Source organism: Desulfatibacillum alkenivorans DSM 16219 (assembly GCF_900142135.1).
Lineage (GTDB): Bacteria > Desulfobacterota > Desulfobacteria > Desulfobacterales > Desulfatibacillaceae > Desulfatibacillum > Desulfatibacillum alkenivorans.
Map to the genome: position 1 here is coordinate 52,894 of NZ_FQZU01000029.1, position 21,914 is coordinate 74,807.

The window sequence follows — 21,914 nt, forward strand, 5'->3', positions numbered from 1 at the left end:
AAATCTCGCACTCTGCACTTCAGCCTTAATTTCATTTTCAAACCGATCTACCATAACTAGCCACACCAATTTATTGAAAAGGAGTAGCCCCATGGCAAAAAATTTCAAGTATTGGCCGGATGGTTGGCCCCAGTCCCTCAATTATCCCAATGTCCCTGTTTTTAAACTTTTGGACCAGACGGCGGAAAGATCCCCCAACAGGCTCGCCATGATTTTCGGCGGCATGGAACTGACCTTTTCCGAGTTGAAAAATCTGACGGAGCGCTTTGCGAACGCATTGAAATCATTAGGCGTGGGCAAAGGCGATAAAGTGGCCATTCACCTGCCCAACTGCCCCCAGTTCGCCATTGCCTATTATGGCGCATTAAGGACCGGCGCCGCGTTTACGCCGGTTTCTCCATTACTGTCTCCTAAGGAGATCGAGCATCAACTTAACGACTCCCAGTCAAAGGCGCTTGTGTCTTTAGACCTCTTGTATCCCGGGGCGGCCGAGGCCGTGGCCAGGACCACGGTTTCCAAGGTCATCACAACCAGCATCGCAGACTGCTTCAGCGCGGTCATCCAGCCCCTCAAGCCATTGGGCAAGTTTCCCGTGGAAGGAACCCTGGACATGGCCCAGCTTCTGGCCGAACATCAGCCGGATCCCCTGGACGTGGAAATCGACGTGGAAAAGGACCTGGCGCATTTGGCGTACACCGGCGGCACCACCGGGGTTTCCAAAGGAGTCATGCTGACGCACAAGAACGTGATTTGCAACGTGCTGCAGTACTCCTGCTGGTTTGCAGGCGCCCAACTCGAACTCCGGGAGGACGGAACCTTTGGCCCTGACTATCCCCCGGATGTGGATCCCCACGTGGACCGCATGGCCGTTACGGACGAGGAAACCGCCCTGGTGGTCGTGCCCTGGTTCCACGCTATGGGAACCATCGCCTACCTCAATAACCCGGTTTACGCAGGCTCCACCATGGTGGTCTTTCCCAGGTTCGATCCCGTGGAGTACATCACCGCCATCGGGAAATACGGCGCAACCACCCTGGGCGGCGCGCCCCAGCTTTTCGTGCCTCTGGTCAACCTGCCCAATTTCAAGGATTACGACCTCTCAAGCATTAAAATGGCCGGGTCCGGCGCAGCGCCCCTTCCGGTATCCGTGCTCAAGCAACTGGAGGAGTCCTTCACCGGCATCGTCCTGGAAGCCTACGGACTCACCGAGGTCTCCATGGGCGCCACCTGCAACCCGCCCATCAAAGGCCAGACCCGGGCCGGCTCCGTGGGGCTGCCCATTTTCGACACGGAAATCATCATCACAGATCCCGCCTCCGGCGATGAACTTCCCATCGGCGAGGAAGGCGAGATTTGCATCAAAGGCCCCCAGGTCATGCAAGGGTATTGGGGCCGCCCGGAAGCCACAGCCGAAGTGCTTAAAGACGGCTGGCTCCGCACCGGCGACATCGGCCGCATGGACGACGACGGATTCCTGTTCATCACGGACCGCATCAAAGACCTCATTCTATATAAAGGATATAACGTCTATCCCCGCCAGCTGGAGGAAGTCCTGTACGACCACCCCGCCGTGGAAAACGCGGCAGTGGTGGGAAAAAAGGATCCGGACGCGGGCGAAAAGCCCATCGCCTTTGTGCAGCTCAGGTCCGGCATGGACGCTACGGAAGAGGACGTCATGGAGTTCGTCAATTCCAGGGTGGCGGCCTATAAAAAAATCCGCGGCGTGATTTTCGTCAGCGAAATCCCCGTCAGCGGCGCCGGCAAAATCCTCAAACGCGAGCTGAGAAAGCAACTGGAATAGAAGGCGGAATCCACAAGATATTGTAGAGGGCGTTGGAGGCCGCCACAAGCTTCAACGCCCTTTTCTTTTGCCGCCCCTTTACCTTTTTAAAATTTTTTTTCCCCGATTCCACTATTATCCAAGCCTGATTTTAACGCTCTGCGTCATCAAACCAGCCCCCTTTAAAACGGCCTTCATCAGCAAAATTTCCCCCGTTCTTCATGACGCAAACAAAGGGCGCTAAAAACCCGCGATCCCGCCTTGGACCCCAATATGTCTGAAAAATAATCTTGACAGGCACAATATGTAGTGGTAATCATGTTCCCACACAGCGGGAAAAAATCGCAGTAATTACAAACCTTCAACACTATTCCAGTTCCGTGGGAATTCCGGATTTTTTTCTTTTATCGGGTAGGACGTGACACAAATCTCAAGGAAAAAACGAGGGCGGAGCTGGCGCCTGATCAATGACTTCAAATGGCTTAACTGCTGAGAGAATCCAAAATACTGCCCTGTAGCGAGCGAGGTGCCCATGTTTGAACAGATAAAAAAGCGCGACGGCCGGATTGTTCCGTTTGATGCCGCCAAGATTACCAACGCCATAGCCCAGGCCGGCAAGGCAACCGACGAGTTTACGGAGCGGGAGGCGAGAAAGCTCACCCTGCGGGTGGTCACCCTGGCTCATGATATGCGGCTCGGGGCCATTCCCGAAGTGGAGGAAGTGCAGGACATCGTAGAGCATGTTCTGCTGGATTCTCCCTATTTTATGAGCGCCAAGGCCTACATTCTGTATCGGGAGCAGCACGCCCAGATTCGCCGGATCACCCGGGAGGACCGGATCGACCTGGTGGACCATTACATCAACCGCCTGGACTGGAAGGTGAAGGAAAACAGCAATATGTGCTATTCCCTCCAGGGGTTGAACAATTACATCTCCTCGGACATCACCTCAGAGTACTGGCTGGGAAAAATATATCCGCCTGAAATCCGCCGCGCCCATAAGTCCGGCGACATTCACGTGCACGACCTCAGCCTGTTGTCCGTATACTGCGTGGGATGGGACTTGCAGGACTTGCTTTTGGAGGGATTCAAGGGCGTGGCCGGCAAGGTGGAAAGCGGCCCCCCGCGCCACTTGCGCTCCGCTCTGGGCCAGATCGTCAACTTTTTCTACACCCTGCAAGGCGAGGCCGCCGGCGCCCAGGCCCTGTCCAATTTCGACACCTTGCTGGCGCCCTTCGTCCGTTTTGACGAACTGGATCAAAAAGAGGTCAAACAGGCCCTTCAGGAATTTGTATTCAACATCAACATCCCCACCCGCGTGGGATTCCAGACGCCATTCACCAATATCACCATGGATCTCCAACCCGCCGCAACCCTGAAGAACGACCGGGTGATCGTGGGCGGAGAGTACCTGGACGAAACCTACGGCGAGTTCCAGCATGAAATGGACATGATCAACAAGGCCTTCGCCGAGGTCATGATGGAAGGCGACGCCAAGGGCCGGGTTTTTACGTTCCCCATCCCGACGTACAACATTACGCCGGATTTCGACTGGGACAACCCCAATCTGGAGCCCGTGTGGAAGATGACCGGAAAATACGGCATTCCTTATTTTTCCAACTTCGTGAACTCCGACATGTCTCCCGAAGACGCCCGCTCCATGTGCTGCCGCTTGCGCCTGGACAACCGCGAGCTGCAAAAGCGGGGCGGCGGCCTTTTCGGCGCTAATCCGCTCACCGGCTCCATTGGCGTGGTGACCATCAACCTGCCCAGACTGGGCTTTCTGGCTGCGGACGAAAAGGATTTTATGGAGCTCTTGGACGGCCGCATCGAGCTGGCCCGCCAAAGCCTGGAAATCAAGCGCAAGGTGCTGGAAAAGTTTACGGAAAGGGATCTGTATCCCTATTCCCAGTTCTATCTGCGCAAGGTCAAGGAAGGCACGGAAAAATTCTGGACCAATCATTTTTCCACCGTGGGCGTCATCGGCATGAACGAAGCCTGCCTGAACCTCCTGGGTAAAGACATCGGTACGCCCGAAGGCCAGGAATTCTCAGGCAGGGTTATGGACCATATCCGCGGCGTCCTTTCCGCCATCCAGGAGGAAACCGGCGAGATGTTCAACCTGGAAGCCACTCCGGGCGAGGGCACCTCTTATCGCCTGGCCATGGCCGACAAGAAGATGTATCCGGAAATCATTTGCGCCAATGAACCCCAGGTGCAGTCCGGGGCCTCTCCGTTCTATACCAACTCCACCCAGCTGCCCGTGGATTACACGGACGACCTGTTCCAGACCCTCAAGCTGCAGGACGACCTTCAGGCCAGGTACACCGGCGGAACCGTGCTGCACATCTTCCTGGGAGAACAGGTGACCGACTGCGATTCGGTCAAGAACGTTTTGCGGAAAATCACGTCGGGCTATAAACTGCCCTACATGACCCTCACCCCCACCTTTTCCGTGTGCCCCTCCCACGGATACCTGGCCGGCGAATTGCACGAATGCCCCCGCTGCCAGTCGCCCACGGAGGTGTACTCCCGGGTGGTGGGTTACCTCCGTCCCGTCCGTCAGTGGAACGACGGCAAACAGGCGGAGTTTTCGTTGAGAAAAACCTTTAGCGTTGCTTCCTGATCGGAGCGCCCGGCCCGGCCGGGAGTTTCGATGTTTATAAGAGGGAAGAGAGGAGGACGGCCCGGGGGGAGCCGCGCATGTTGATCTCCTAAGGAATTCGTGCACGACTCCAACAGTTGACAGGCTCTGACGCGGCTTTGCACCCCATCTCCACCTTTGCTCCCCCCGGCGCTTCTTTCCACTCCCTCAATCCGGGCGCTCAAGCGCCCGGATTGAGGACCGCCGCCGAGCCGTGTAAGCCCGAACATGCAGCGTCCGGCTGAATCAAGGCCTCCTCAACCTGAAAGGCCAATAAGCATTCCCACGCACACCATGGGAACGAGAAATAAACAACTTGTTCAGGTTATGCATTCTTCCAGCAAACAGCATGGAGAAAACATCATGTCGGGTATAAAGCATCCTGACAAAGTCACTAATTCAACCCCGCACCTTGGATTCGTTTTTGGAATCATTTTAATTCTTGTAGTGGGAATGATACATTTTTGCCCGACAAAAAATGAATACTCTCTAGGTATCGATTGGAATAACGGTACTATTGGAACCAATGTGAAGCCTCTTCCACCGTCATCCCCTTTAGAGAGGGATCAAGTGTCGGCAGAAAATGACATGTTGACATACGCAACGGAAAACGGAGAGAAGAATATTGCTCTATATAGACCTGTCAGCTATTGGGAGAACTCATTATATGTTCAGGGCGAAAAAATTGAGCAAAAGGAAAATTACTTAGCCTATTGTATTCGTTCAGGAAAGACGCCCAATAATTTAACTGATGGAGATCTGTCAACGCAGGCTTTTCCTGCCTCATACAGCTATAGCTATATTGTTGATCTTGGGAAAAATTATGATATCGAAAGAATAAGAATTTTTTGGGGAAAATATGGAACCGATTCCAGATATATAACACATTGGAAGGTTATGTGTTTTGACGAGCCTTCGGTTCCCTCCAAATCGGGGGAATACTTTCTGGATCCTGAGCGTTGGTTAATTATTGATAAAGGGCATTTTCCTGGATCTGCATCAACTACTATCGAAGCAAGCGCAAAATGTCGATTTCTTTGGCTTTTTGCTGCCAGTCTTAACGAAAAGGAAAGCAGGTTCCAGGATTGGATAGGAATATACGAGTTGGAGGTTTTTGGGGAAGAAATATAGCGGAAACGATGAAACTTCTCGTTCCCATGCTTTGCGTGGGAATGCATACAGGAGCAACTCGTGGGCAGAAGCCGTTACAAGTTCAGGCAGCGGAATGCGCCTTATTTTGTAACCTGCACCGTCCTTAATTGGCTTCCTGTATTCACCCGCCCCGAACCGGTGGGTATAGTTATCGATTCCCTGGACTTCCTGATAAAGGATGGAATGAAGGTATACGCCTACGTCATCCTGGAAAACCACATGCACTTAATCGCCCAAAGCGATGATATAGGCAGAGACATGGGGCGCTTCAAGGCCCATACGGCAAAGCAGCTGATCGCCTTGCTAAAGGATTTTAAAGCAAAGACAATACTGGATCAGTTGAGGTTCTATAAAGAGGCCCACAAGCAGGACCGGACCTATCAGTTCTGGCAGGAAGGCGTCCATCCTGAGCTGATTCACAATCTTAATATGATGCGGGATAAGGTGGAGTACATACACCAGAATCCGGTGAAGCGCGGCTATGTGGATGAGCCGGAGCACTGGAGGTACTCCAGTGCACGGGACTACATGGGGCGGCAAGGAATGATTGAAATTTGTCAGCAGAGGTAAGTCCCGTATGCATTCCCACGCGAAGCATGGGAACGAGAAGACGGAGGCGATCCGGTTGAGTTGGGCAGCGTCTCCATGGCTTGATAGGCCGGCGTGCATTTTCAGGCGTGGCACAGGAACGAGAAGGCGGGGCGATCCATTTGAGTTGGGCAGCGTCTCCATGGCTTGATAGGCCGGTATGCATTCCCACGCACACCATGGGAATGAGTTGATGCACTCCCGCGCAAAGCATGGGACCAAGTTGATATAAGAAGGTGTTGTAAAATGGTTTTCGGCGGCATTCAAAAAACTTCGCTCATAGACTTTCCGGGCAGGGTGGGGTGCGTCCTTTTTACGGCGGGCTGCAACTTCAAATGCCCTTACTGCCACAACCCGGAACTGCTTTCCTTTTCCACGGCTCAGGTTATCAGGAAAAACTGGGTCATGAACTTCCTGGAGGAGCGCGCAGGCTTCCTGGACGGCGTGGTCATAACGGGCGGAGAGCCCACGCTTCATAAGGACCTCATGGATTTCATGGCCGCCGTCAAAGACATGGGCTTTGAAGTCAAGCTGGACACCAACGGAAGCAGGCCGGGCGTACTGGGGGAAATCCTGGAGAACGGCCTGGCCGACTACGTGGCCATGGACCTGAAGACCGATCCTGCTTTGTACGCTGAAATGGTGGCATCGCCTGTGGCCCCGGAAAAAATCCGGACGAGCATTCAAACCATTCTGGATTCCGGAACGCCCCACGAGTTCCGGACCACCTGCGCCCATCCCATGATCAACGCGGACATACTGGCCGGTCTGGCGGACCAGTTGTCCGGGGCGGACCTATGGGTCTTTCAGGAATGCCGGGGCGCGAGAATGCTGGAGCCCGACTTTTTGGAAAAGGCGGAAATGGTTTACACCCGCGAAGACGTGGAAGCCTTCGCCGCCCAGGCCTCTTCCTGCGTCAAAGAGGTTCGGGTGCGATAAATCCCCGCCGCTGTAAGTTTCATATAACCCTTTCCCTTGCCCGGAATCCTTGCTTTTTCCCGGCAATCTCTCTATGATTCCCTTCCGAAGCGCCTTGGATCATCACCCCCTCTTGCCGCATTTCGCCTCAATTCAAATGGAAAGGACTTTGTATGAAAGCCCAGACCCGGAGGAACGGCCTGGTAGACTGGTTAAGCGCCCTGTTTGAACGAATCGCCGGCTGGTCCTACGACCATAGGCTGATTGTGCTTTTCCTGTGCCTCGCCGTTTTGGGAGGGAGCCTTTTTTTCGCCGCGCAGGTCCGGCAGGACAACAGCTTCGAGGCTTATTTCGACCGGAGCGATCCCGCCTACGGCGCCTTTCTCCAGTTCCGGGAGGATTTCGGCTCCGATGAAATATCCTATATTCTATACGAAGCCCCCGGGATTGAGCACGGCGTCTGGAACCTGGAGGTGATGAAGAAAATTCGCGACCTGACCGAAGCGCTGGAGGACCAGGTTCCGTTTGTGGATAAAGTCACGTCCCTGGCCAACGCCGAGTTTATTGAGGGGGACGAGGATGAGCTTCTGGTTTACGACGCGTTAGAGGATTTTCCGGAAACCCAGGAGGATTTGCTCGCCTTCAGCGACCGGGTGATGTCCAAGCCTTTTTTTGTGGACGCCCTGGTCAGCGAGGACAGGAAGTACGCCGCCATCATCATTGATATGGAGAAATCCAGCGTGGACCCCCTGGACGAGATTATCCTCGACCCCGGGAAAAGCTCCAGCGACCTGGACAACCTCTATCCCCAGGCCGCAAACAACAAAATTGAGGAGATTCTGGCCCGGCCGGAATACTCCGCAATTACGTTCCACCACACCGGCGACGTGCCCCTTAACGCCTTCTACAACAAGACCACCATCAAAGAGAGCCTCAATCTGGGCCTGCTCTCCTTTGGCATGATAGCCCTGGTTCTGGGCCTGTTTTTTCGAAGGTTCATGGGGGTGATCGGCCCTCTGTCCATTGTGGCTTTGTCCGTCGTCCTGGTCCAGGGATTCATGGGAGTCATGGGGTGGCGCCAGGACCTCATGTTCATCATGCTGCCCGCCATTCTCACGGCCGTGGGCGTGGCCGACGCGGTCCACGTGTTCGCCGAGTTCCGCACCTTTTTCGCCGAGTACAACGACCGGCGGCAAGCCGTGGTCCGCACCCTGTATCTTGTGGGGACGCCCTGCCTGTTCACGTCCCTGACCACCGTAGTGGGCTTCGCCTCCATGAGCATATCGCCCATCAAGGCCATCCGGCATTTCGCCTTGTACAGCGCCGTGGGCGTGGGAAGCGCCTTTTTGCTGAGCGTCACCCTGTTTGTGGTTTTGCTCTCTTTCGGCAAAAGGCGTCCGGTCAAGGAATTGACCCGGGCCCAAAAGGCGTCCGCCAAAGGCGGGGCCGTCTTCAGGGCGGGATTGGACGCCGTCAGCAGTTTCAACATTCGTTGGAAATACCTTGTCGTAGCGGCTTCCGTCATCATTTTGGCCATTTCCGCCATGGGAGCGGCCCGGCTTACGGTGGACTCCAGCTTTTTGAACGAGTTCGGCAAGAATGTAAAAATCCGGCGGGTGACCGAATTTGCGGATAACGTCATGGGGGGGAGCGCCAGCTTTTCCTATATATTCGAGTCGGAAGACTACAACGGCATCCTGGAGCCGGAAGCCCTGGCGGAAATAGAGGCTTTCCAAAGGAAGGCCGAGTCCCACGACGTGGTGATTAAAAGCAACTCCATTGCGGACATTTTAAAGGATTTGAACCGGGCCTTCCATGAAAACCGGGAGGAGTATTATATTTTGCCGGACTCCATGGAACTGGGCTCCCAGTACATGCTCTTGTACGAAAGCTCCGGCGGGGACGAGTCCCACGATTACATTTCCTCGGACTACCAGCGCGCCAATGTGGAGCTGCGCTGCAAAATGGTGGAAACCAGCAGGTATCAGGCTTTGGTGAACGACCTGGAGGAATATTCCCTGGCGCGCACCGGCTCCCCGGTTCCGCCCCCGGTATACACGGGCATGGGCTCCCTGTGGGTGAAGCTGCTGGATTACATCGTCCAGAGCCAGATTCAGGGATTCGCCCTGGCCTTCACCATGATCGCCGTTATGATGTGCCTGGTTTTCGGGTCCGTGCGCACGGGGTTGCTTGCCATGATTCCCAACCTGACGCCGGTTCTGGTCACCCTGGGATACATGGGCTGGGCGGGAATTCATCTGGATTACGTCAAGCTGCTTATCGCCTGCGTGGCCATAGGGATCGCCGTGGACGACACCGTGCATCTCATCACCCGGTACCGTCACGAGTTTTTCACCCATGGATGCTACGAAAAAGCCCTGCTCCCCTCCATGCGGGAGGTGGGCAGGGCCTTGTTCATTACCACCGTGGTGCTGGTGTGCGGCTTTATGGTTATGGCTTTTTCCGAAATGGCCAGCCTGGCCGCCTTCGGCATCCTGGTGGCCGCCACCGTGTTAACGGCCCTGCTGGCGGATTTTTTTCTGTTGCCGGCCCTGGTGCTTTTGTTCAAGCCCTTCGGCCCGGAGTTTGATCCGGAACAGGATTAGCGCCTATTTGGTTGCCGCGTTCAATTCGTCCAGGGAAATATCTTCGTTCCAGATTCCCGCACTGACGATCCAGGGGGTTCCGGCGACGGGCAGGGTGAAGGAGACCTTTCTGGCCACTTCCTCCGTGCCGGGCTTGTTCCACCAGTACTCGCCCCAGTAGCCGTTGGTCTTGACGTCGTCTTTTTCCGTTTCCTCACAACTCATTGTGAGGATGGGGCGGCCGGTTTTTTTGCACTTGATCACGCTGGCGTCCATCTGGCGCACCTGGGGGACGGGATGCCCCGCCACTTTTTTCTGGGCGCAGTCCGTCACAATGACGTAGGTGTCCTTCCAGGCGAACTCTCCATTGGGCTCATTAAAGGCCGCCAGGCCCTCTTCTCCCAGTTCTCCCATCAGATAAGCGGCCTTGGCCACCATGTCGTATACTTCCTGGGGCGTGGCCGACTCTTGGGCCCATGCCGAAAAACCAAAAGAAAAAATCATAAGGGATGCCAGCAAGGCAACGGTCAACTTCTTCATCAAAAAAACCTCCATTGTTGGTTGAAAACAATCCCGGGAAAGGACCCGGGGCGTGCATCATGTCCGGAGGATGAAGAAGCAAAACTCGTACCAAAAGGATATGCAGGGCGGGTGGATGAATAGCGGGAGAAAAGCTCCGCTTCCGCTTTTCGCGGGCTGAAAACGAAAAGCGGAAGCAGAGGGCTTATAATCTTATCGCGTCATGGAGTTGAGCTCTTCCAGAGTCGTTTTGTCGTTGTAAATCCCGGAGCCCACCTGGTAGGTGGAGTTGGGGACCGGAATAAAAAAGGACAGCTTTCTTTGAGGTTCGTCAAAACCGGCCCTGTCCCACCAGTACTCCCGCCAGACGCCGTGGGTCTTGACCTTGTTGGCGGCGGCCAGTTCGCACGCGTCCTGCAGGATCAGAGCGCCGGTTTTCTTGCATCGGGTTATATCGGTGGTCAGGCCGATGGCTTGGGGGTTGGGGTGGGCCGCAACAATTCCTTGGGAACAGTCGGTGACGAAAACGTAGGAGTCTTTCCAGGCGAACTCGCCCTGGGGGTCGTTGAACGCAGGCAGGCCGTCCTCGCCCAACTGCTCCAGCAGATAGGCCGCCTTAAGCACCATGTCATACACTTCCTGGGGGGTGGCTGACTCCTGGGCGGCGGCGGGGCCGGCCAGGCAGAAAAGCATCAAACAAACCAAAACGATCGTAAAAACTTTTTTCATCTACTTCCTCCACAGTCTTTGAAAAATTCGGCTTACGCCGGGTACAAAACAAGGCCTTATGCAGGTTGGCCGCAGTATGCCCATCACGAACTCGCCAGGTCAAGAAAAGTCCTTCTCTTGAAGTGCTCCAAAACCTCCCGCCAGTGCCTTTCCACAAGCTGATCGCGCTCCTCCTGGAGCAGGGTTCTCCAGACGGGCTCCTCCTCATAGCGCATGTCCTGCACCAGGATTTCATGAGCCCTCCACTCCGGCCCTTCATACTCCGGATGGGTGTGGATCAAGAGGGCTTTTCCTGGAGACCATTCCGGGCCGATGAAGCGGTAGGTGTTTCCGTTTTTCAGGCGGGCGGTGGTTTCCGGAATCATTGCAGGGCTCCGTATGGCTTTCATTCACGGGATTACGGAGGTCATTATATAATACTTTTGGTATTATGTCAATGTTTTTTAAGCTGATCGCCCTTCAGGATATCTCATGGCCCACCCAGATAACCCTGCCAATAATCCGAAAATAGGCGCTTTGATCCAGGCAGTAGGGCGGTTCGCCCGACTCCTTGCCGGAGTGGACCCATAACTCGGCGCCCTGCCATTGGAGGTTTTTCACCTTGGTGTGGGCGCCCTCCACCAGGGCGTAGGGCCTGCCGCTGATGACGTCTTCCGGGCCGGACAGGCTTTGATCCACCAGGACCACGTCTCCGTGGCAGATGACCGGGTACATGGAGTCGCCCGTCACCTCAAACAAGGCCAGGCTCTCCCCGCCCCCCTTGGAGGCGATCCAATCCGCCCGAAAGGCGAAATTGGCCTCCACTTCATCCGAGGAGCTCAGGCTTCCCGGCCCCCCGGACAGGCGGGCCTTGTATTTGGGAACCAGGGCGAACTCCGGCCTCCCTTCTCCGGAAGGGCCTTCCCATCCCCCGGGCCGGGGCGCGGCCCCTTGGGCCAGCAACTCCTCCACATCCATGTCCAGGGCTTTCAGAAAACGGTTCAGGGTCTTTTCTCCCATGCCCTTTTCCCCCTTTTTGATGGCGTTCAGATGCTGGGCGGAAATGCCGGTCCTGCGGGCCAGTTCGGCCATGATCCATCCCCGCTGCCGGGCCTGTTTCCACACGCTTTTCCATAGGATCAGGGCTACACTTTTGGGGTATTTCTCAACCATGATGACTTTTTGACTGATTTTAATATTGACTTTTAATACTTTTAGTGTTAGTATTTCTCCAAAATACTACTGAGGCTGTTAAGAAGCATACCAAAAACCCATTCTCTGTGCAACTAAAAAGGCTATTTGAGAAAGGATATTGTCATGTCCGCCAATACCATTTTGTCAGGCAGAGACCAAATTCAAAAATTTTTGGGACGCTCCTGGAAAACCGTCAGGGCCTGGATCGATATGGGCGCGCCCATAGCCAAGCTGGAAGGAAGATGGGAGTCCGACGTGGAACAGTTGCTGGAATGGAGGCGCTCCCAGATCGCCTCGTCCGTGGATAACTCCTGGAAGCCGGATCAGGGAAGGAATCCGCCCTGGCGCTCCCCCGCCGGCAAGGCCGGGAGGCCGCCCGTATGCTGAGGATGGAAGGCGCCGGAGGATGCGCAAGGATCCTTGGCATCGTCATTATGTTGACTGTCCCGCCAAAGTTCTGACTCAATGGGTTTGGATTGCCTGGATTTTGCCCGCCAGTTCTTCTATGTCAAAGGGTTTCTGGATAAACCCGTGGCACCCCATCTCCATCAGGCTCCGGGCCTGCCCCTCCACACTATAGCCGCTGGACAAAAGAATCCGGGCCTCGGGCGAGGATTTTCGGATAATCCGGAGAGCCTCGTCCACGTCGGATCCAGGCATGATCACGTCCAGGATGACCAGTTTGATGTCCCGGGCGTTTTGGCGAAAAAGCTGCACCGCTTCCGATGCGTCCGCAGCGGTAATCACTTCGTATCCCAATTCATGGAGCATCCGGCCCCCTACGTCCCGGATCATGGCCTCGTCGTCCGCCAGCAGGACCAAACCCCGGCCCCGGTGCAAGGCCGCCGTCTGATTTTTCGGCGCAGCCTCCCGGATGCAAGTTTCGGAGGCGGCCAGAAAAACGGAAAAGGTGGCGCCCCGGCCTTTTTCGCTGTAAACATGGATGAACCCGCCGTGATTCTTGACGATGCCGTACGCGGAAGCCATTCCCAGGCCCGTGCCCCGGCCCATCTCCCGGGTGGTGAAAAAGGGCTCGAAAATGCGCTTTCTGGTATCCTCGTCCATTCCCACGCCCGTATCCGTAATGGAAATTTTGGCGAATTTCCCGGGTGCGACTTCCATGCCCCGGGCCTGAATCTCGTCCACGGTGCAATTGCAGGAGCGTATGAACAGGTCGCCCCCCCGGTCCATGGCGTGCCATGCATTGACGTAAATATTCAGCAAAACCTGCTCGATCTGGGCGCGGTCCACCTCCGAGGCCCAAAGCTCCGGGGACAGGTCCAGATGAATGCGGATTTCCTTTCTGGCCCTGCCGAACATGGCCGCCGTGTTTTCAATGATCGTATTGAGATTGTGGGGCCTGACCTGGTACTTGCCGCCCTTGGCGTAGCCCAGCAGTTGGCTGGTCAATTCCGCCCCGCTGCGCACGCACTGTTCGATGCAGCGGAGGCTTTTCGTTTTTTTCCGGTCCAGGTCCGAGGATAGCAGCATGAGCGAGGCGTGGCCTTGTATGGCCATCAGCAGGTTGTTGAAATCGTGGGCGATCCCGCCCGCCAGGGCGCCCAAAGCCTCCATGCGCCGGGCCTGCTGGATCTGCTCCTCCCTCTTCCGGGATTCCGTGACGTCCCGCACCAGGACCAACAGGGCGGGCTTTCCCTCCCATTCGATCACGGCGGCGGTCAACTGGGCGTTGATGCGTTTTCCCGACTTGGCGACGGCGTCGAAGTTATAGGGATTGGGAACCTTTTCCCCTTTCAAACGCTTTAAATGCGCATTGACGACGCGCTCCCGGAAATCAGGATGCACCAAGTCCAGCAAATCAATCTCCAGCACTTCTTCGTGCGTGTATCCCAGCATGGCTGCCGCGGCCTTGTTGAAAAAACAAAGCTCCCGGTCCTGAATAATGCATATGGCGTCCGAAGCGTTTTCCACCAGATACCGGTATTGGGTCTCTGACGCGCGAATCTGCGCCTCCGCCTGGAGCCTGCGCGTAACGTCCGTAAAAAAATGCAGGGCCGCCGGCTTGCCTTCGTAGGTGATGCTTGCGCCGGTGGACTCCAGATATCGGACGCCCCCGCTTTTATCCATTAGCCGCACCACCCAGAGCCTTTCCTCCGGCTCCCGGCCGTCCAATCGGGTTAAGTAGCGCTCCAGGGCCAATTGCCGGTCTTCCGGGTGGAGGAATTCCAAAAAAGGTTGGGAACGGAGCTCCTCCAAGGTTCTGCCGGATATCTCCGAGGCCTTTTTGTTGGCCGCTTGAATCACGCCGTCCTGGGTGATCAACACCGCTTCATTGGCGTTATTTATGATGGCTGAAAATATGTCCGAAGAATCGCCAAGCCGGCTCAGGTCCCGGGCGCAAGGCAGGCGTGCTCCTCCCTTTGCGCAAGGCAAGGGGCTTTTAGGCTGTGTTGACATGGATATGAAAGACTCCCCCCCGTTAAAAACCAAAGCCGCAATAAAAATCGTACGGCGACCCAGGTCTTTTATTCTCGAATTTATTATAACCCAATAATTATAAAACGCAATGGTTTTTGCTAAAAATACAGGATATTATCAACACTGCTGCAAAGGCGCCATTGAAATTTTTAAGACGCCTTCATAAACGCAGCGCCGCACTAGGTTACAGCATCCAAACCAAAAATGGTCAGCTGAATGAGACATAATACCCCTGGTTTCTCGGCAGATACGGAATAATTGTTGTGCTCCGCGTAAAAACATGCAAAATTTTGAGAATCCCGTGGCTCCAGGAAGATCCGGCGCTACTATTCATGATAGCGGCCCTAAAAACGGTACGTATGTTGCTTCTCATCTTGCTTGGGCTTCGCCCCCTCAACAAATACCAAGAGATTCATCTAAGAATAACCACATGCCAAAGGAGCAATCCCTTGAAATTAAGACCCGCATTCATACTCTCCGGTTGGATTGTTTTATTAATCGCGTTATTTGCCATTGGACTTGTCAGCCCGGCCCTGGCGGTCGATTCCCTGTCTTTTCAAGCGGATGACTCCCTGGCGGAAATCCGGGAAAAAATCGAATTGAACGGGTACAGCTTTTCTGTTTCCGACAACGCCGTATTCTCCCTGCCTCAGGATGAAAAGAACCGGCTCTTTTCCCGGCGGCGGACCGCTCCCGGCATGGAACGGAAAGCCCTGCCCGACCCGGGCCCTTTGGCCGAACATCTTGACCTGTCCCTGCCTTCCGCTTTTGACTCGCGGGATGTGGGCGGCAAAGCCTACATCGGACCGGTCAGGAACCAGGCAGGCTGCGGATCCTGCTACGCATTCGGGGCGATAGCGGCGGCGGAAGGAACCTACAACCGGGCCACCAACAGTTACGGCGCCAATGCCGCGGATTTTTCCGAAGCCTTTTTGGCCTTCTGCCAGGGCAATGACTACTACTGGCATTTTTACGGTTGCGAAGGGGCCGATTACGAATACATGGAACTCCAGGCCATTGTGGACCAGGGCGTTATCACGGAAACCCTGTATCCATACTCGGATGACGATTCTCAGACATGCCCCTTTTCCCCTTATCCGCCCATGATCGGCTTCCAGTCCTGGCATCGCATCGGCTGCCAGGATATCGACTCGATCAAGGCCGCCATCATGACTTACGGGGTGGTGGATGCGGCCGTTTACGTCACCAGCGCTTTTCAGGCCTACGACAGCGGCGTGTACGAGGATGACAACAACGGCTGCGACGCCGGGGGCTATCCCTGCTATTACGCCACAACCAATCACGCCATCGCCCTGGTCGGCTGGGACGACAACCCGCCGGAAGGCGGCGGAGGATGCTGGATTCTCCGCAACTCCTGGGGCGAGAATTGGGGTGAAGACGGATACATGCGCATCCGTTACGACTCAGCCGCCGTGTCCTGCGCGGCCTGCTACCTGGTTTACCAGCCCATGGGCCCAAAGGTGGAGACCGGCTCGGCTACGGGCGTCAATGAGACGACCGCCCAGCTTAACGGCAGCGTCAACCCCAACGGGCTGGAGGCTGAATTCTATTTTGAGTACGGAGATACAACGGATTTTGGCCAGTCTACGCCTAAGGAGCTCGTCGCCACAGGAACCGCCAACATGGCTGTCTCCCAAGCTCTGGCGGGTCTGGATCCGGCCACTACATATTATTACAGAATTTGGGCCGGCAATGCGGAAGGCGTCAGTGTGGGCGCCGCCGGGTCGTTCACCACAACGGGCAATCCCATAACTCCTACTGTGGAAGCCCTGGACGCGGAAGTGGAATGGAACTCCGCCGTCCTGAACGCCGCCGTCAACGCCCACAACTCGGAAACCGAGTACTATTTCGAATACGGACCGGACGCCTCTTACGGCATGGTGAGCGAGACGGCCGGCCCGCTTACCGGAACCCTGAAGACCAAGGTCAGCATCCAGATTGAAGATCTGGACTGGGGCGCCGAATATCATTACAGGGTGGTTGCGTCCAATGAGATTGGAGCCGCCTATGGCGCGGACAGGACTTTCGTCACGCCTTCGGCGCCGAATCCCCCGCTTGCCCAAACAAAAGCCGCCGGACCTGTAGGCGCTCAAATGGCGGTCCTCAACGGGACCGTGGATCCCAACAACGCCGAAGACTGCGACGCTTATTTTTATTTTGAATTCGGCCTTACGGATGAATACGGCTCAACCTCAGACTATTACGCCGTTGAGGACTACAGCGCTCCTTCGGATGTCCGTGCAGTGCTGTTCGACATGGACCCCATGACCACCTACCACTACCGGATGGTCGCCGGGAACATCCTCACCGAAACCGTGGGCGAGGACCGGACATTCACCACCGGGCAAACCGTTTATCAGGAAGATTTTGACCATAATGCATTTGAACCCGACGACTGGACCCAGGAGGTAGTGGACGGAAATGGGGCCTGGGTTTATTCCATGGGGACCGTGGGGAATTACTGGGGGTATTCAGCCCTGCTTTGCGGAATAGAAGACGGCGACAACACACGTCTTGTAACTCCGCCCCTAGATTTTTCCGGCGCCGTTTCCCCCACGGTCAGCGTCATATTCGACGGAGATCTTTCGCTCTATTATAAAGCCAATGAAGGCGATGATTGGACGCTCCTGCCGGAGAACCTGGACGACTCTCCCAACAGCAGTTATGCACTGGTCAACCTCCCTAATCCGTCATCCACCTATTACCTGGCTTTTGACGGCTACGCCTACATGGAAGAATGCATCGGCCTTTACGACGTTGTCTTCGGCGTTCAATCATGGGGAGCTGACGCGCCCATCGTAACCACGGACGTGGTTACGGCCACGACCTCCGTCTCCACATCCGTGGAGGGGGAAATCCTTTCCCAAGGCGGGAGCAGTCTTACCGCCCAGGGCTTTTGCTACAGCACAAGCCCCATGCCCACCCTGGCGGACGGCGTCCTGCAAGCGGAGAGTCAGGCGGGTGTAATTTCCGGCCAGCTTACCGGCCTCACACCCAACACCCGGTACCATGTCCGGGCCTATGCAACCAATGCCTCGGGCACGGCTTACGGAAAAAACATCGAGTTCCGGACCAAGGCGCTGGACGGCCCCGTCGCCCAGGAGGGAGCCGAGGTCTACGCCAACCAGTTCACTGCAACCTGGGACCCTGTGGACGGAGCGACCGGCTACTATGTGGATTTGTGGACCTATCCCACGCCTTTAAGCGCAAAAGGGACCGAGTCCGTGCGCAAAACCCTGGACGGAAGCCTGACCATGGCGGACGATCAAATCAAAGCGCAGTTTCTGTTTGACGAAGACGACCTCGGCTTTTCCCGGAAGGACGGATACGTCCACGTTTTTCTCAAGGGTGGAGTCCTGCCGGACCAGGAGCCCGGAACGCCCGGCATGCCGGCGTTTTATGCAAACATTCTTCTGCCTTCCGGCGCTTCCGCCGAAAACCTGACCGCAACCGCTTCGGAAAGCATTGTCCTGGAAGACGCCCTGGTTTATCCGGCCCAGTACGCCTCGTCTCCCAGCCTGCCAACTCCGGAATGGACGGACCCCGACGCAACGGTTTACGCCTCGGCCTCTGCGTGGCCTCAAACCCTGGCTTCCATTGAAGGCGTGCATTCCATGGGAGGCAGTACCTTTGTCTCCCTGCGTCTGAACCCCGTGCGCTATGTTCCCGCGAACGGAGAAATCTCGCTTGCCTCGGCAATCAACGTGACCCTGGACTTGTCCGCGGGCCGCAAGTCTGCGGCCGCCGCATCGCCCTTGTTTACGGAAGCCGTGAACACCATGGTGGTCAATCCCCTGGAAGGCGATTCCCGGAAAAACCTGACGGCTGGCAGCACGGTTGATTATTTGATCATTACTTCCGCAGCCCTGGCTTCCACGTTTGAAACCCTGGAGGTCCACCGCACAAGCGTCAGCGGCATGGCCTGCGCGGTGGAGACCGTGGAGGACATCGAAGCCGCTTACCCGGGCCTGGATTCCCAGGAGAAAATCCGCAATTGCATCCGGGATTACGTGGAGAATCAGGGAACGGCCTTCGTGGCCCTGGGCGGCGATGACACGGTGGTTCCGGCCCGCATGTGCTATATTGCATACGCCTACTACGAAGAGGAAACTCCGGCCGACCTGTATTACTCCGATCTGGACGGAGACTGGGACGCCAACGGAAACGGCGTTTACGGCGAGGTGGATGACGGCCTGGACTTTGCCCCGGACGTCTTTGTGGGCCGCATTCCCGTCCGCAACGCGGATCAGGCCTCAGCCTATATCAACAAGCTGATCGCCTACGAAACCAATCCCGAAGCCTGGGGCATGGAAAAAATCCTGCTCATGGGAACGCAATTGCGAACCACCTACTGGAACGACGACCGCCCCTCGGACATCATTGGCGACGGCTACCCCGAATTCCGGAATCCTCACCATCCCAGCGTCAGCGATTCGGAAATGTGGACGCGCAGAATGTATCGGGACTCCATCGCCCCCAACTGGCAGCCCGGGACTTTGGGGCTGGCTTTTGACACGCTTACAACCTGGGACGCCGCTGACGGCGGGGATTACGATCTGAGCCCCGGCGCCATGAACGCAGCTATGGATCGGGACTGGACCCATTTGTATTTCAGCGGCCATGGAAACTACACGCTTTGGTCGGCCGAAGACCACGCCGGCTATTTTTCCGATGACGCCCTGGCTTTGGACGGCCTTAGCGCTTTTGTGTACACCATCGCCTGCATGAGCAACGGATTTGACAGCGTTGCAGACCCCTGCCTGAGCGAGGCGTTCATCCGCAATCCCGACGGCGGCGCCCTGACGTATATGGGGTGCAGCCGCTATGGGTGGGGCGTGTCCGACTATGCTCCCGCGGAGAATTATTCGCCTCATAACAATTCGGAACTTTTTGCGGAAACCTATTATAAGAGAGCCCTGGAGCCCGACTTCATTTCTTCGGGCGAGGCCTTCGCCCTGCACAAGGCCGACCTGGCCCCCATGGCTGTATACGCAGGCGTGCATCGGTGGCTGCAGTTGGGCATCAACCTCATGGGCGATCCCGCTATTATGCAGGGCGCGTCCTACGTTCCCGGCTACTACCGTTACTACGTGGGCGACGCAACCAGCTTTACCTTCACCGGACTGGACAGCGGCGCGACCTATTACTACCAGGTGCTGGCCGAAGACGGCGTGAATCCCGTCTCCATATCCAATGGGGTGGTTGTGACGACAAACGCCATGGACATCTCCCTGGATAACGATTCCGTGGACGAAAACTTGCCGTCAGGATCCGGCGTGGGCCAATTCTCCACAACGGACCCGGAATCTGCGGGCCACACCTTCACCCTGGTTTCCGGAGAAGGCGATTCCGGCGCCAGCCAGTTCACCATCGACGGAACAACCCTCAGGACCGCCTCCATATTCGATTATGAAATCCAGGACGAATACAGCATCCGGGTTCAAACCAACGACGGCTCCGGCGTTTATGAGGAAGTTTTCACCATATATATAAACAACGTCCCGGAAGCGGACATCGCTCTGGATAAAAACGTGGACGACGCCATGCCCCCCGTGGGCGGCCAGGCGGTGTACACCATCACGGCAACCAACCTGGGGCCGGACGACGCATCCGGCCTGGAAATCGTGGATCTTCTCCCGGCCGGCCTGAGCTATGCCGGCAGCGCAGGGGAGGGGGCCTACGATTCCGGTTCCGGCCTGTGGACCCTGCCGTCTTTGGCGGAGGGCGCTTATGGGTCCCTGGTGATCACCGCCACGGTGACGGCCTCGGGGATTATCACCAACACCGCGGTCCTGTCCTCCACCATTTCCGTGGAATATAACTCCGCCAACGATCAGGCCTGGGCCGTGATCGATACGGACACGGATCAGGACGGACTGGGCGACGCCCTGGAGTCCGCCTATTGTACGAGCCCCAATGACAGGGATTCGGACGACGACGGCCTCATGGACGGAGAGGAAGACCTGAACCTCAACGGCTTTGTGGACGCAGGCGAAACCTCCCCATGCAACCCGGACTCCGATAACGACGGCGTCTGGGACGGCGTGGAGGCGGGCCTGACCGCCGCCGATGTGGACGCGGACACGGATCTTGCCGTGTTCAAGGCGGACGAAGATCCTTCCACCACCACCGACCCGCTCAACCCGGATTCGGACGCCGACGGCTGGATGGACGGCGAGGAGGACGTGAACGGAAACGGAAAAGTGGACGAAGGCGAAGCCGATCCCCTCAATCCGGCCACGCCTGTGGCAACGCCGCCGGTAGTCATCCAGACCATCCCCCAGGATCAGGCAGGCACCGCGGACGACCAGCGCATTGCGACCAATACATGCTTCGCCGTGTTCCTGAAAGACGAGGACGGCATTGACCTCACCGATCCCTTGAGCGTCATTTTCACCATAGACGACGGCGTCAACGCGGTTTACGAACGAAACCTGGGAGACGCGGACGCGGTGCGGATCGTCAAACTCACCGGCGACCCGGACACGGCCGTTACAAGCCTGTGGGCGGTGTACAACCGGGCTTCCGAGCCTGTGCTGGATGCGGTCTATCCTTACGGCTCAACGGTTCAAATAAGCGTGGATGCAAAGGATCGCCGCCTGGATTATATGGATCAGGCGGCCTTTGAGTTTAAGGTGGAATCCCGGCAGCAGCAGGAAGACGCCGCAAACTCCGAGCCCGAGTCCCAGCCCGTGGATCCGTCCGACTCTGCATTGGGCGGCGATTACGACGCGGGCGTGGAGACGGCCGAAGCCGGCTTGGCGGGCGCTAAAATCGTATACAACAGCAACGAAAATCCGGCCCCGTACTTCGGCCCCTCGAACGAAATTCCCGGCCTGAATGTCGACGGGGCGGAGCGGGCCGGCGCCGCCCTCAACCTCCAGCCCCCGGCTGTCTTTGCAACTCCGGTCAAGGTGTTCATCCCTTACACCGGAGAGAAGGCGATTACCCAAGCGCTCATCTATCTCTACGACGGAGCCATGTGGGTGTTGGCTTGCGACGGCGCAGGCAATCTTGCGACGGGCGGTGAAGGCTGGATGGTTCCCGGCTCCCGGGTGAATCATCCTGAAACCACGCCGCCTACCATTGAAATCCAGGTGTACCATTTCACCGGAGTGCAAACGGCGATCATGGAGGACGCCCAGGCCCCGCCCGACACCGGCTCGGACAACTGCTTTATCCGGGCTTTGAAATAACAGCCGACCATAGCGGCCCGGGCTTCCCCGCCCGGGCCGTTTTTATCCCCGCCAAAATCTGAAGAATCTCCCGTTAATCCGATCTTTCCTCGACCTGCTTAATACATCAAAAAAAGCAATTCCTGCGATATTTTCTTGCCTTGTTTCCCCTAAGATAATATATCTCCCGG

At 56.4% G+C, this 21,914-nt stretch carries 13 protein-coding genes; 8 read left to right on the forward strand and 5 right to left on the reverse strand.

Annotated elements, in window-relative coordinates:
• The first annotated feature begins 91 nt into the window (after positions 1-91).
• The 6 genes from BUE18_RS19485 (at position 92) to BUE18_RS19510 (ending at position 9,688) form a co-directional block, all read left to right on the forward strand.
• Positions 92-1,801 carry a long-chain-fatty-acid--CoA ligase gene (locus BUE18_RS19485; RefSeq protein WP_073477854.1) on the forward strand — a complete coding sequence of 570 codons (1,710 nt, stop codon included), beginning with the start codon at positions 92-94 and terminating at the stop codon, positions 1,799-1,801.
• 511 nt (positions 1,802-2,312) lie between these two features.
• A complete protein-coding gene (locus tag BUE18_RS19490; protein ID WP_073477855.1) occupies positions 2,313-4,406 on the forward strand; it encodes a ribonucleoside triphosphate reductase in 2,094 nt (697 codons plus the stop codon).
• A 381-nt stretch (positions 4,407-4,787) separates the two neighbouring features.
• Positions 4,788-5,555: a discoidin domain-containing protein gene (locus BUE18_RS19495; RefSeq protein WP_073477856.1), complete on the forward strand. Its 768-nt coding sequence runs from the start codon at positions 4,788-4,790 to the stop codon at positions 5,553-5,555.
• A 60-nt stretch (positions 5,556-5,615) separates the two neighbouring features.
• Complete coding sequence (locus tag BUE18_RS19500; RefSeq protein ID WP_073477857.1) at positions 5,616-6,146, forward strand: REP-associated tyrosine transposase; 531 nt, start codon at positions 5,616-5,618, stop codon at positions 6,144-6,146.
• A 264-nt stretch (positions 6,147-6,410) separates the two neighbouring features.
• Positions 6,411-7,103, forward strand: a complete 693-nt coding sequence (locus BUE18_RS19505) for an anaerobic ribonucleoside-triphosphate reductase activating protein (RefSeq protein ID WP_073477858.1) — start codon at positions 6,411-6,413, stop codon at positions 7,101-7,103.
• A 152-nt stretch (positions 7,104-7,255) separates the two neighbouring features.
• The gene (locus tag BUE18_RS19510) at positions 7,256-9,688 is read left to right on the forward strand and encodes an efflux RND transporter permease subunit (protein ID WP_073477859.1); all 2,433 of its coding nucleotides are present in this window, start codon (positions 7,256-7,258) and stop codon (positions 9,686-9,688) included.
• A gap of 3 nt (positions 9,689-9,691) precedes the next feature.
• On the opposite strand, the gene BUE18_RS19515 is transcribed toward BUE18_RS19510, so the two are convergent.
• From BUE18_RS19515 to BUE18_RS19530, 4 genes are all read right to left on the reverse strand, one after another.
• Positions 9,692-10,207: a cache domain-containing protein gene (locus BUE18_RS19515; RefSeq protein WP_073477860.1), complete on the reverse strand. Its 516-nt coding sequence runs from the start codon at positions 10,205-10,207 to the stop codon at positions 9,692-9,694.
• 192 nt (positions 10,208-10,399) lie between these two features.
• Positions 10,400-10,915: a cache domain-containing protein gene (locus BUE18_RS19520; protein ID WP_073477861.1), complete on the reverse strand. Its 516-nt coding sequence runs from the start codon at positions 10,913-10,915 to the stop codon at positions 10,400-10,402.
• Between the two features lie 83 nt (positions 10,916-10,998).
• On the reverse strand, positions 10,999-11,280 hold the full coding sequence (locus BUE18_RS19525) for a hypothetical protein (protein WP_073477862.1): 282 nt from the start codon (positions 11,278-11,280) through the stop codon (positions 10,999-11,001).
• 94 nt (positions 11,281-11,374) lie between these two features.
• Positions 11,375-12,067, reverse strand: coding sequence for an XRE family transcriptional regulator (locus tag BUE18_RS19530; RefSeq protein WP_083611164.1), 693 nt, complete (start codon positions 12,065-12,067; stop codon positions 11,375-11,377).
• A gap of 144 nt (positions 12,068-12,211) precedes the next feature.
• Here BUE18_RS19530 and BUE18_RS19535 point away from each other — a divergent pair, with 144 nt between their 5' ends.
• Positions 12,212-12,475 carry a hypothetical protein gene (locus BUE18_RS19535; RefSeq protein WP_073477864.1) on the forward strand — a complete coding sequence of 88 codons (264 nt, stop codon included), beginning with the start codon at positions 12,212-12,214 and terminating at the stop codon, positions 12,473-12,475.
• A 75-nt stretch (positions 12,476-12,550) separates the two neighbouring features.
• Here BUE18_RS19535 and BUE18_RS19540 read toward each other — a convergent pair whose 3' ends face one another.
• Positions 12,551-14,506: a PAS domain-containing hybrid sensor histidine kinase/response regulator gene (locus BUE18_RS19540; RefSeq protein WP_073477865.1), complete on the reverse strand. Its 1,956-nt coding sequence runs from the start codon at positions 14,504-14,506 to the stop codon at positions 12,551-12,553.
• A gap of 470 nt (positions 14,507-14,976) precedes the next feature.
• Between BUE18_RS19540 and BUE18_RS19545 the strand changes: the two genes are divergently transcribed.
• A complete protein-coding gene (locus BUE18_RS19545; protein WP_073477866.1) occupies positions 14,977-21,744 on the forward strand; it encodes a C25 family cysteine peptidase in 6,768 nt (2,255 codons plus the stop codon).
• Positions 21,745-21,914 lie beyond the last annotated feature (170 nt).